Source organism: Longimicrobium sp., assembly GCA_036389795.1.
GTDB lineage: Bacteria > Gemmatimonadota > Gemmatimonadetes > Longimicrobiales > Longimicrobiaceae > Longimicrobium.
Genome location: DASVWD010000187.1, coordinates 1 through 12527 on the forward strand (window position 1 = coordinate 1; position 12527 = coordinate 12527).

The 12527-nt window shown below is 65.8% G+C and carries 7 protein-coding genes; 2 read left to right on the top strand and 5 right to left on the bottom strand.

Annotated features, from left to right (window positions below; genetic code table 11):
• From VF746_22990 to VF746_23005, 4 genes are all read right to left on the bottom strand, one after another.
• Window positions 1-1431: serine/threonine-protein kinase (locus VF746_22990; protein ID HEX8695296.1), on the bottom strand; the 1431-nt coding region annotated here is incomplete at its 3' end.
• A 78-nt stretch (window positions 1432-1509) separates the two neighbouring features.
• Window positions 1510-2892, bottom strand: coding sequence for a hypothetical protein (locus VF746_22995; protein HEX8695297.1), 1383 nt, complete (start codon window positions 2890-2892; stop codon window positions 1510-1512).
• 197 nt (window positions 2893-3089) lie between these two features.
• Window positions 3090-3839 (bottom strand): transglycosylase SLT domain-containing protein, encoded by a 750-nt coding sequence (locus VF746_23000; protein ID HEX8695298.1) that lies wholly within the window; start codon window positions 3837-3839, stop codon window positions 3090-3092.
• 114 nt (window positions 3840-3953) lie between these two features.
• Complete coding sequence (locus tag VF746_23005) at window positions 3954-5012, bottom strand: DNA cytosine methyltransferase (protein HEX8695299.1); 1059 nt, start codon at window positions 5010-5012, stop codon at window positions 3954-3956.
• A gap of 275 nt (window positions 5013-5287) precedes the next feature.
• Between VF746_23005 and VF746_23010 the strand changes: the two genes are divergently transcribed.
• Both VF746_23010 and VF746_23015 read left to right on the top strand, forming a co-directional pair.
• Window positions 5288-7093: a DNA double-strand break repair nuclease NurA gene (locus VF746_23010; protein ID HEX8695300.1), complete on the top strand. Its 1806-nt coding sequence runs from the start codon at window positions 5288-5290 to the stop codon at window positions 7091-7093.
• Window positions 7094-7114: 21 nt separating this feature from the next.
• Complete coding sequence (locus VF746_23015; protein HEX8695301.1) at window positions 7115-8809, top strand: ATP-binding protein; 1695 nt, start codon at window positions 7115-7117, stop codon at window positions 8807-8809.
• A 1029-nt stretch (window positions 8810-9838) separates the two neighbouring features.
• Here the strand turns inward: VF746_23015 and VF746_23020 are convergent.
• A complete protein-coding gene (locus VF746_23020; GenBank protein HEX8695302.1) occupies window positions 9839-11974 on the bottom strand; it encodes a TonB-dependent receptor in 2136 nt (711 codons plus the stop codon).
• Window positions 11975-12527 lie beyond the last annotated feature (553 nt).

Sequence of the window (12527 nt, forward strand, 5' to 3'; positions counted from 1 at the left end):
TGGCGCCGGCGGCGGAACGGCGCCCGGCGCGGGCGGCGGCGCGGGGGCCGGGACCGGCAGGGCCGGCGGCGGCTCGCCCGGGGCGGGCGGCGGGGCGGGGGCCTCGGCGGGCGCGGGCGGCGGCGCGGGCTCCACCACCAGGTCGCCGCCGGCCGGCGGCTCCTCCACGATCACCCCGTCCACCCCCTCGTCGTCGGGCGTGTCGACGACTTCGGCGGTGTCGCGCGCGGGGCCCGCCACCGGGCCGTCGTCTCCCGATCCCCCCCGCCCCCCGAACGCCCACACCGCCGCGGCGGCCCCGGCGGCCAGGAGCAGCAGCACCAGGAGCAGCCCCGGGGCGCGGCTCCTCCGGCGCGCGGGCGCGGGCGGCGGCGCCGAGACGCGGGGCGGAGGCGGCGGGGGCGGCGCCTGCGGGCGGGGCGGCGGCGCCGCGACGGTGCCCTCGTCGCGGGGGCGGGCGGCGGCCGCGGCGCCGGCGCCGGCCAGCGCCGCCGGGGCCAGCAGCACCGTCGCGTCGTCGGCGGGGGGCGGGGGCGCCAGGACGGTGCGGTCCGCCGGGCCGGCGAAGGTGTCGAGCGCGTCCACGAATGCGCCCGCGTCCTCGAAGCGGTCCTGCGGCCGCGGCGAGAGCGCGCGCTCCACGATCACCGCCACCTCCGCGGGCACCTCGGGGCTCAGCTCGCGGATGTCGCGCGGCACCTGGGGGTCGCGCAGCCGCTGCCCCGGGTCGGCCGGGAAGGGCTTCTCGCCGGTGAGGAGCTGGTACGCCACCGCGCCCAGGCTGAAGACGTCGGAGGCGGGGGTGATCTGGCGCTCGCCGCGGATCTGCTCGGGCGAGGCGTACGCGGCGGTGAGCGGGTTCTCGCCCGCGGCGGCGGTGACGGTCTGGTCGCCGTTCTCGTCGGCGATCCTCGCGATGCCGAAGTCCAGGATGCAGACGCGGAACGGCTCGTCCTCGTGCGGCTCGGCCAGGAAGATGTTCCCCGGCTTCACGTCGCGGTGCACCAGTCCGGCGCGGTGCCCCACCGCCAGCCCCTCGGCCGCCTCGCGCAGCACCTGCAGCGCCAGCGGCAGCGGGGGGCGGCCCTCGCGGGCCAGGTACTGCGCCAGGGTCTGCCCCTGGAGCAGCTCCATCACCAGGAAGTCGATCCCCGTCTCGGGGTCGGTGCCGAAGTCGTGCACCGCCACCAGGTTGGGGTGGTGCGGCAGCCCGGCGGCCGCGCGCGCCTCGCGCTCGAAGCGCGCGTGCAGGCGCTCGCGCGTGGCGTTGTCGGGGGCGGCCAGGGTGATCACCTTGACGGCCACGGGCCGCCCCAGGCGCAGGTCGTCGGCGCGGTACACGGCCGCGAACCCGCCGCGGCCGATCACTTCCTGTATCTGGTAGCGCTTCACCAGCGTCTTGCCGGCGAGCAGGCCTTCGAGTCCGGACATCGCTTCCGCCGTTCAGGGGTCCAGACCTTCTCCGGCAAGACGCGCACCGCCCGTTTCGGCCCGCCGCCGACCCACCCGCTACCGCCTCCCCTTCCCCCCGCGCTTCTTCGCGTCGCGGGCGCGGCGGCGCAGCGCCTGGCGCCTGGCGCGCGACTTCTTCGACAGCTCGAAGAGCGCGGCCATGTACTCGCCCAGCACCACGTCCACGCTGGACTCGACGACGACGGCGTGCGGGTGGACGGCCAGCGGCGCGGGGACCTCGGCCGGGTCCACCTCGCGCGCCGCGCCGATCTCGAGCAGCCCGTCGTTCAGCTCGCGCGCGAGCTCCGCCGCCTGGTCGGGGGTCACGTCGGGGCGGACGGGGCGGGGGATGTCGCGGATGCCCCGGGCCACGTGCAGCATCGCCTCCAGCGCGGCCTGGGGATACATCCCGGAGCCCGCCTTCTCCATCCCCTCGGCGAGCTTCTCGGGGAGCCCCGCCGGGGGGTCCTTGAGCGCCACCGTGCCCGGGGAGCGCAGCCAGGTCCCGTCGCCGAAGGGGATCAGCCGCCCCAGCGCGACGTCGCCCGCGCCGTAGGGGGTGTCGCCGTGCTCGCGCACCCGGTAGCGCGTCCCCTCCAGGGGATGGCGGTAGACGGCGTCGGCGCCGCCGCGCCGCTCGACGTTCCAGACCCCCACCACCGAGTCGAGGAGCTGCCGGGCCAGGTGCCGCTGCCTGGGTCCCGCGCCCTCCAGCAGGCCGTCTTCCACCATGTACTCCAGCGGCGAGACGCCGAGCGTGACCCAGGGCCGCTCCACCAGCGCGAACTCCTGCTCGCGCACCTCACGCGGGAACTCGTCGCCGGGAAGCGGGCGCGCCGAGCGCCAGCGGCCGAGCCACCAGCGCGCCGCCTCGCGCTCGATCCGCTGCAGTGGGGCTTCCGCCAGCCAGTCCTCCACCCGCTCGAAGAGCGGGCCCATCAGCCAGACGTGCGCCTGCGCGGCCGTGAGGGGCGGACAGAAGGCCACCAGCTCGCCGTGCTGCAGGGCCAGGAGCAGGTCCGAGTCGTGGTGGTCCAGCGCCTGCTCGCGCAGGGCGGCGCCGGCCTCGCCCAGGAGCGCCTTGCCGGCCTCGCGCACGGAGCCGGAAACGCGCAGGGCCACCGACACCGTCTCCGCCGCCTGGCGCGCCGCGAAGAGGAACGCGTCCGCCCCCGTCCGGAGCGCGTCCGCCGGCGGGGGATGCCGCGCGTCGAGCAGCGCGTCGGCCACCAGGCGCGAGAGCTGGGCGGCCCCCGCGCGAACGTTGCCGGCGATCTCGCATCCGCCGTGCGCCCGGGCAATCCGCGGGGCGGCGTCCAGCGCCGCGGCGATCACGAGCACGGCGCGGACGGCCGCGTCGTCCAGGGGGGCGATACGCGGCTCGTCCGCGGAAGTCCGGGAGGGTGGCGGTGCGGCGGGACGGCGGAAGCGGGAGAACATGCGCGGATACCGGGGTCGGAGGGCACTTTGCGGTCGGCGGGCGGGGAGCCGCGCCGGGCGGAAAGTGAACAAAGTGCACGCTCCCGGGCGCAAGCGCAACTGGCGTCCCGAGCTTCCCGACGGGACGCCGCCGAGGGCGGCTCCGGGCGGCGGGGCTCGACGTCGCCGGCGGCCGGCGGGGGTAAGTGTGGGATTCCTTATCGCGCGGCGGCGGAGGGGGCGCGCGGCTCGAGCAGGCCCTTCCCGCGGTACGGCTTGCCGCCGTGGGCGCGGGGGCCCAGCACGTGCTCGCTGTAGCCGTTCTCGGGGTCGCGGCCGCGCTTGAGCGCGCGGTCCACGGCGATCTCGCCCCGGTTGTACGCGATCACCCCCAGGCGCACGTCGCCCTCGTAGCGAAGGATCATGTCGCGGAGGTTCTTGAAGCCCAGGCGCATGTTGGTGCGCGGCTCCAGGAGCTCTTCCTTCGTGTCCACCTCGGGGTCCAGGTCGCGCGCCGTCCCCGGCATGAGCTGGCAGAGCCCGAGCGCCCCGCCGGGGTTCTCGGCCTCGGGGTCGAACACGCTCTCCACGCGGATCAGCCGGAAGGCCAGCTCGGGGTCGATGCCGGCCTCCATGGCCGCGTCGACGATGGAGCGCGCCAGGGTGTGGGTGATGTTGTAGCGGGTGACGTACACGGCGGCGAGCGTGTCGCGCGCGTTGCGGGCGGCGACGGCGCGCTCCAGGTAGGCGGCCTTGAGGAGCTGCGGCGTCTTGGGCACCGCCATGCGGGTGCCGCGGAGCGTATCCGGCGGCCCCGCCGGCGCCTTGAACGGCCCGGAGACCCCGGTCGGCGAGGCCAGTGCCAGCAGCACCCCCGCAACGATCGCCAGCGGCAGGGCGAGCAGGAGCCAGCGGGCGCGCTTCCGCCCCGCCGCCTTCCGCAGCCCGACCGATGCCGCGTCACCCACCGCCGCCCCCCGTGTGCGAAGAACGATTCTGGGTATCCGTGGGGATCCGCCCCGCAAACGCTCCTACTGGGCTGGCAAAATCAAGACCGAAGCCCAGCCGGAGGTGGCGAGACTCTAGGGTGCCTGGATTCGCCGCTGCAGGAGGAACGCTCGCACCTGTGAAGCATGACGAGCGATAAATTCAGGGGGGAGTGCATTCCCGATCATTTCTGCTACTGCAAATTTGCCGCGCTTGAGCGAGAAACGGTATGTTTCCGGGAACGTTTGCAGTAGTGCACCTTCACGCAAGGTAATAGTCCGATCCTCCTCTGGATGCAGGAACCGTCCCTTGGACGGGTTAACAAACCCGCCCGTGATAGTGGGAGCCACGTCATGCCAAGCCATCCTGCCGTAAACATCCTTGAATCCGTCAGTTCGCTTGTGACACTCAAGCTGGAATTCAACCCCTAAATCCTTTCGGCTTCCTCCGTCTTTGGGGACGTTAGCTATAAGTTCCCTTATGCGTTCAGTTCGGGATTCCGGAAGATCGTGTAAATTGTCTCCACTTTCACCCGCTGGTGGCATATCACCGATGACATCGATCACATGGCGAGATTCCATTTCAGGCGGAGCTGGAGAGATGATTCCCCTCCTCGCAGCGAGAAGAATCAGACGACGACGGCGTTGTGGAACACCGTATTCAGCGGCATCCAATACAATGTGCTTGCAACGGTACCCTAACCTGCCTAGCTTCTCGCAAAAAGTTGTAAAGCGGTCATCATCTTGTAGGCCCGGAACATTCTCTAACATGATGCTGCGAGGCCGAAGCCCGCGAGCAAGCCGCAAGAAGTCGAAGATTAGATCGTTTCGCGAATCTTCTACTGGCTTCGGTCGATTGTGGGTGCGGATCGTCGAATATCCCTGGCATGGAGGGCACCCAGCCAAAAGGTCGAGTTCACCTGGCTTGAGTTTAAGACGTTTGAGGATCTGTGCGGTCGTAAGCTGTCGAATATCGCATCGCCACATTACAACACCGGGATGATTAGCTCGATAGGTCTCTGCGGCTAAACGATCGATTTCCACGGCTGCGAGTACACGAAAGCCAGCTTTCTTCAAACCAACTGTCAACCCCCCACATCCCGCAAAAAGATCAATTGCAATAGGCTTCCGGCGACGAACGGGATGTCGAGGCATGGTTCGGGAAGACTCGGCGATGAAAGGTCAGCGGATCAGAATCAAGAATCCGCGCGCGTTGCGCGCGAAAATACCGCTCTGTTTACTAGACGTCAATACTTTTCTCGGCAACCGCTAGGGCATACTTGCCAGAAGTTGGCACCACCGATACTGTTGAAACGCGCAGACTAACTGGGCTACGGAGAAGCAGCTGCGCCTGACCCGGTGGGAGCCATCCTCGGCACGGCCTCAGGTAAGGAACTGGCCTACTCAGGGCAACCTCTCGTAATTTCAAGATGAACGGACATTTTGCTGTCGTGCTCTCCCGAGAGTGGCTTCTCGGCTCAGCAGCACATAAGAAGCGCCTCCGGCAGCAGCACTTGTTTCCGATAGGACCGGTGATGCCGGGGGTACATGATGACTGCTGCATTTATCTGAAACTGCGGCACCCAGACGGCAAACTGCTTATGGAGGAAGTTCGGGCGGTCCGTCTGAAAGACGAGACCTTCCTGAAATCGGAGATGCTCGCAGAGTATGCGTTTCAACTGCCAGACGAAACGGAGTATTTGCTGCTCTTCATAGAGGGGTCTCCAAAGGCAGCACGATGCGTTATCACACCGGCGACCGGGGATTTATTTGAGCTTGTTTCTTCAGCCGAGCCGACGCTCCGACTTAGCGCGTACGATGTCCCACCGGTAGATTTCACAACAATCGAGGCGGAAGAGATTTACACCGCCTTTCACGATCTCGTTGCGAGCGGCGATGCGGAACTCTTCGGCACCAATGCTGAGCAGTTCGTCCATGACCCGCATATTCTTGTTCCACTGTTTGCACATGTGCTATCGCTTTCTAGCAAAGAGAACATTGACTTTCCCTTAATACTTCGCACTACGGCTGAGCAGTTGCGCCTGCTGCTGACAAGCAGTGATGTAGGTCCGGTGCGTATTCAGAAAATAAGACGTAATCATGCGCAATTCTGGTCTGAGGTTATCGGAGAACGCATCGCCTTTGCGGATGGTGGTGTGGCACGTATTTCTGGTGTCCCGAGTGCGGAACCCCTTGCTCTGCGAGTGGGGGTCTATTCCGTCTGTCCGGGCGAGGCAGATTTAGACAAAAGAGAAGACTGGCACCTTGCGCCGTATGTTCTCGGTGATCTGGTTCAGGATGTCGAAGGCGGAGGAGCAGGAGAACCACCGGACCGGAAGCGCTTACAGGAAGCCGCTCGCTACGTCCTGGAACCGTTAACGGCACTTCGGTATGTTGAAGATCGAAAGGATATTGCTTTCCTGTTTTTACACGGACCTCTCGTAAACCAGTTCACTCAGTACGATGAGGGTGAGCCCAATTTCATTCCATGTCTTGATCCGGATTTTTTACGAAAACACGGCATCACCGAGGATTCTACGATTGGTTTACTATCAGGTATTCCCCGTACACCTAGGGGAGCAGTTCTGTGGAATCAGTTCATGGCTGTTTATGGCGTGGTTATGCAGAACGTGTACGCCTCTTCTGTTCCAATGGTAGGTGTGGTGGAAAGAACGGCCGGTCGTTGGTTAACCCGAGCAGTCCTCGACAGCCTTGTCGAAGAACGCCGGATCACAGTCAATCACGCCAAGAAGATCAAAGACATTGTAGAACGGTTTGATATATCAGATGATTTCTTATTCGGCTGCGTTCTTCAGGAAGGTGAGTATCTGAATCCGATCCGGATCCCGAAAAATCCCCCTCGCAGGGCACGCGAACGGTGGCAGGAGGTAGTGAAGCAGTATCCAAGCCCATACGCCACCATACTAAAGACATCGGCTAGTAATTTCCCATATCGGATTGAAATGAATTCTGCTGCATTTGGTGACGCAGCACGGGTACTGCGGTTATTGTATCACACCTCCCGTTTGCTTCCACGCTACGCTTTTCCAGTTGGACTGGATATTGTAGACAAGTACGCCAAGGTGCCCGACTGGCTTTCACGCGGTGTGTCGGCGAGGATCGCTGCCGATGTTCTCTTACGAGCACTACAGACCGGTGATTCCAATATTGTGGCGCAGGTGCGGCAATTTTTAGCGCGTACGCCGCGAGACTTTTTCTACCGGCCTCAGGCCTAAAACCCTTCGGAGGACTGACGAATGGCAGCAAAGTCTTTCGGATTTCACATCGGGACTGTCGTCGGCAACACTTCGCCGCAGGAGTTTCGGTTTGTACTCCGGAGTTTTGCGGCAAAACTCGGCGATTTGGTATGTGTGCAGATGGATGTACCTTCGGGGGATAGACGAAAGTCTGTATTGGTGTGGGGCCGTATTGTCGAACTGGCTCGATTTAACCCGTTCTTACCTGCAGAAGCTGGCCAGGAACTCGCGGATGAGAGCGTGGGACTGATCGACACAGTCCTCTCCTACTCGCGCGACCAGATCGAGGGGAGAGTATTGGTCCTTGGCTCCTCGGATACAGGCGACTTAAAGAAGGTGTTGCCTCTCAGCTATCCGGTGCATCCGGGAGCCGAGGTGCGTCGTCCTCCGTCCGAGGCGATAAAGTCGTTTCTCACCGGAGACGAGGACACGCACCGACTGCGTCTTGGAAGTTTGATCGGACGAGAGGATGTGGAGGTCCGGCTAAAAACAAATGCGATTGTAGCTCGCCACATGGCGATTCTGGCCATGACCGGGGGTGGGAAAACCGTAGCGGCTCGGCGAGTTATTCGCGAGCTGTTAAATGCCCGCTATCCCCTCGTTATAATCGATCCACATGGAGATTACCTGGGGCTTTGGGCACGCCGCGACCTATTCCCTCAAAACAAAATTCGTCTCTTCTTCCCCCACCTTTCTGTCAAAGAGGAGAATCGTGATCTTATCGGCTATCTTGTTGCGCAGATGACTCAAGGGTTCACAGATGTCCAAAAGGAGAAGTATCAAGAGGCGCTTGAAAACGTCCCGCTTACTTCCACTGGAATAGACGTGAACACGTTTATCGACCGACTCCTTCAGGAAGTTGACCGGCTTAGCGCCGGCCATCGTGGTACACTGCCGGCTGTTAGACGTGGATTGAAGATTGTTCAGAGCTATCTTGCAGCAATGAACACTTCCAATGCGAGACTACGACAACAAACGGATCTCCCGTTTGAACCAATGCCTGACCCGGCAACTGAACCGGAAAATTTCGCGCAGCCTGGTCAAGTCAGCATTCTATACCTCGGGGGATATGACCATCTCACGCAATCGACCATTGTCGCGGTGGTTTTGAAGCACCTATTCGAACACCGTGCTTCCATGAGTAATCGTATTCCGCCGTTCCTGGCGGTTATTGAGGAAGCACACAACTTCATCCCCTCTCACGGTGAGGGGCAGGCGGGCACTCCTTCGGTTGAGGTAATTCGAAAGGTAATCACCGAAGGTCGGAAGTTCGGCACCGGGCTCCTTCTTATCAGTCAGCGCCCCAGCCGGCTAGACGAAACAACCCTTTCGCAATGCAACACGTTCCTGATCTTTCGACTGGTGAATCCACGCGACCAGGGATTTGTCGAGAAAGTAATGGAGAATTTAACTAAGGCGGACAGCCGCTTGCTTCCTGGCTTTGGTCCGGGCCAAGGGATTGTTAGCGGGCAGGCGGTTCGCTTCCCATTACTCCTCCAAGTTGATTTTGACCAGGATCTTGTAACCCCTGCAATTGGGCACGAAGATTTCTTGCAGGAGGTTGCAGACTGGGAAGCGTCTCCGCAGGCAGCAGCTGTTGCGAGATCCAGCGAAATGCTGGAGGAACTCGAACGCGTCGCCGGTGGGCGAGCTCAAACGAAGCGTCGTACGGTTTCTGATGCACAAGGTACGTAGGCATTCAGCTCGACGAAAACCGCGGGGGCCGCTATCAAAGAGTGAGCAGATGGCGCGCGTCCGTACAAGGCACACGGCTCCGGAGATAGAACTTCGGCGTGCACTCTGGTCTCGGGGATTACGTTACCGACTTCATCCCAGGTTACCGGGTCGCCCCGACTTTGCTTTCCCGAAAGCCCGTATCGCTGTGTTTGTGGACGGTTGCTTCTGGCATTGTTGTCCTCAGCATGGGAGTATGCCGCAGGCGAATGCAGCATTCTGGGCCGAGAAGCTACATCGAAATGTACAGCGAGATCGCCGTGTAGACGCCGAACTCGCCGAATTGGGTTGGCAGGTCATTCGGGTATGGGAGCATAGCACCGGAATCGATCTGGAAGATACCGCAGCGCATATCCAAGATGCTGTGGCGCAAAAGCTTGCGTCTATCGCTGGTTCCAGTTCCACTCGGGTACTGGGGAAATGACGCACTACTGCGCGCTGGATCTAACCTATTACCAATCGAATACCTATGCCGAACGTCTCCTTTGCCAACATCCGCCTGAATCAGAGATACTCGCGGAACGAACTGGCCCAAGCGTGGGGATATGAGAGCGCAACAGCTATTTCAAAGGGCGTTGTGACTCCAAGGGGGCAGTCTTTTATAATCCTGTTTGTTACTCGCGATCAGCAGCCGACTGTCTCGCAGTATCGAAACTATCTTGAGGGAAACAGGCTAACCTGGGAGGGTCCGAAGGATCACTCCGCAGAGGATAGAATGCTAGCTGCTACCAGATGGAATGACGAGATACACCTGTTTTATCGAGAGCGCCACCACTCTGATTTCACTTATCTCGGACGTCTGACAGTTGAGAATGTCACGCGCCACCGGGACCGACCCTCAGAGTTCGTTCTCCGGCTTGTTGATACCAATTGAGGTAGGCACGTTCTCATGTCCGGGCCGATCAGCTCGTCGGACTACGATTGGAGCTCTTCCGGGATACGAGGGCCGCCTTCCCATGTGGTGAGTCAGTTTGCCTCGCCCTCTGACCTTCACCGCCCCCACCCCACCCCCACGCTCACCACCACCTGCCGCGGCAGCCCCGGCTCGAACGCCACGGGCTCGCCGTCCACCACGTCGGGGTTGAGGAACGCCGAGGCCACGTACCGCTCGTTGCCCAGGTTCTCCACTCGAACGCTCGCACGCGCGCTCGCCCCGCGCCCGAGCCGCAACGCCCGCAGCGCCGCCCCCGCGCTCCACAGCGTGTATCCCGGCACCCGCACCGTGTTGGCGTCGTCGGCCCAGTAGCCGCCCACCCGCTGCACGCCCAGCTCCAGCTCCGGCCCGCCCGGCGCGGCCGGCGCCCAGCGCAGCGCCCCCGAGCCCCAGGAGGCGGGCACCCCCACCACGCGGTTCCCCCCGTAGTCGGCCAGGCGCCCGGGGCGGCCGTAGTGCACCGAGTCCACCACGTACGCCGTGTAGCGGTGGTCCGCCCCGGTGAGCGCCGCCTCCAGCTCCACCCCCGGCGCCGTGCGCACCTGCAGGCCCAGCTCCGCCCCGCGTCGCCGCACCCGCCCGGCGCTGAAGTAGAAGCGCCCCCCGCGGTAGGGGACGATCTCGTCGCGCACCTCCGTCCAGTAGAGCGCCAGGTCGTAGCGGAGCGCCCGCACGAACCCCGTGGGCCGCGCGCCCAGCTCCTTGAAGCCCGCCTCCCAGGTGGTCGAGCGGATCGGCTCCAGCAGCGGGTTGATGGCCGTCACCGTGTCCTGCCCGAAGGTGCTCGCCGGGTCCGTCTCGTTCCCCGCCGGCGCCTCCACCCCGCCGCCCAGCGCCGCGTACACGCTCCGCTCCGGCGACAGCCGCCACACCACCCCCACCTTGGGCGAGAGCCGCGCGAACGTCCGGCGGTCGTCCAGCCGCGGGTTCAGCCGGTCGCGCACCGAATAGGCGATCGCGTCCCAGCGCGCCCCCAGCGTCAGGTCCAGGCGCTCCCCCAGCGAGAGCACCTCCTGCGCGAACACCCCGAAGTTGTTCGCCCCCTCGTTCTTGTCGGTCCGGAGCTCCGACCCCCGCTCCCCCTCGGGAGTCAGCGACCAGAAGCGCGCCGGCCCGTCCTGCCACGCCTCGTCCACCCCGGCCTGGAGCGTCCCCCGCGCCCCCGCGCCCAGCGCGTGCTCCCAGCGCGCCCCCAGGCTCCCGCCCAGGTGCACCCGCTCGAAGCGGCGGAACGTCCCCCGCTCCGAGCGCAGCAGCCGCTTGGGGTTCACGAACGCCGACGCCGAGAGCCAGACGCCCTCGCCCGCCCGGTGCTCCAGCGCCGCCCCCAGCCGCCCCACCCGGTTGTGGCGCCGCTCCCGCCGCTCGCGGTAGACGGGGTTCGCCGCCTCGGGGTCCGCCTCCAGCGCCGCGCGGGTGAGGGGCCCGGGGATGCCGAAGGCGTTGTCGGCCGCCGCCGCGTGCACGCGCAGCAGCGTGCGCCCGCCCAGCGGCGCCAGCGCCCCCGCGCTCACCAGCGAGCGCTCGCTCTCCGACTGCTCGCGCCACCCCGCGAAGTCCGTCCGCACCGCCGCCAGCCAGAGCCGCCCCGCCCCCACGGTCCAGCCCCCCCGCACCGCCTCGCGGAAGAGCCCGAAGCCGCCCGCCTGCTGCACCGCGCCCAGGAACGGCCGCTCGAAGGCGGGCACGGTCGAGAAGCTCACCACCCCGCCCGCCGCGTTCCCCCAGCTCGCCGACGCGTTGGAGCGCACCACCTCCACCCCCTCCACCGCCGCCAGGTCCACCAGGTCCAGCGCCGTGCGCCCGTCGGGCTCCGTCTCGGGGAAGCCGTCCTGGAGGATGCGGATGCCGCGCGTGGTCCCCGCGTTCGAGCGGTCGCCCGCCCCGCGCGCCCCGAAGCCGCGGATGGTGATGCGCACGTCCACCCCGCCCGAGCGCGACTGCGCCAGCACCCCGGGCACCGCGCGCAGTGCCGCGTCGGCCCGGAGCCCGTTGGCCCCCTCCAGCTCGCGCCGCCCGATGACGGTCACGGCCAGCGGCACGTCCAGGATGCGCGCCGGCGCCCGCGTGGCCACCGCCGTGAGCTCCGGCAGCCGGTACGCCGCCGTGTCGCGCCCCAGCGTATCCCCCGCCTGCCCCTGCAGACTCGAGGTCCAGACGAGGATCAGGCCCACCCCGGTGAACGCTCGCATCGTCACCTCAGCCACTTTCGCACTTTCGCACTCCCGCACTCACGCACTTGGGTTCCGGGCGTGTCCCTCCGCTGCGCTCCGGGCCGGGCTGCGCGCGCGGTAGGGCACGATACGACTGTGCCCAACCGCGCCGGGCCAGGTTCGCGCCAAACCCCACGGCGCGCCCCTGTCCCGGCCCTCCGGGCGCGCATCCCTCACGCGACCCCAGGGAACAGGGGACGGGGAACAGCCAGCCCCCCACACCGATCCCCGTCGTGTCCACCCTCTCCCAGACCTGGGAGAGGGGAGCGCGGCCCCTGGTCGTGTGGAACGAACGACCGGGGCCGCGCGGGGGAGAGGGCCCCATCTTGCGTCCCCGCGCGCCGCCCCGCATCCTCACCCAGGTATACAGAATACATATGGCTCCGCCCGCCGGCGCGCGAGCACCCCGCCGCCGGGCGCACTACCCACCGCAGCACCGGAGGACGCATGCCCCCCCTCGCCCGGCCCGCCCGGCCGCCGGCCCGCCCCCGCCGCGCCCCCGCCGCCCTCGCGCTCGCCGCCGTGGCGGCGG

Bases quoted from the DNA above. Each gene is read 5' to 3' on its own strand.
- VF746_22995 (HEX8695297.1), bottom strand. From the start codon at position 2,892: ATGTTCTCCCGCTTCCGCCGTCCCGCCGCACCGCCACCCTCCCGGACT.
- VF746_23005 (HEX8695299.1), bottom strand. From the start codon at position 5,012: ATGCCTCGACATCCCGTTCGTCGCCGGAAGCCTATTGCAATTGATCTT.
- VF746_23010 (HEX8695300.1), top strand. From the start codon at position 5,288: ATGAACGGACATTTTGCTGTCGTGCTCTCCCGAGAGTGGCTTCTCGGC.
- VF746_23015 (HEX8695301.1), top strand. From the start codon at position 7,115: ATGGCAGCAAAGTCTTTCGGATTTCACATCGGGACTGTCGTCGGCAAC.
- VF746_23020 (HEX8695302.1), bottom strand. From the start codon at position 11,974: ATGCGAGCGTTCACCGGGGTGGGCCTGATCCTCGTCTGGACCTCGAGT.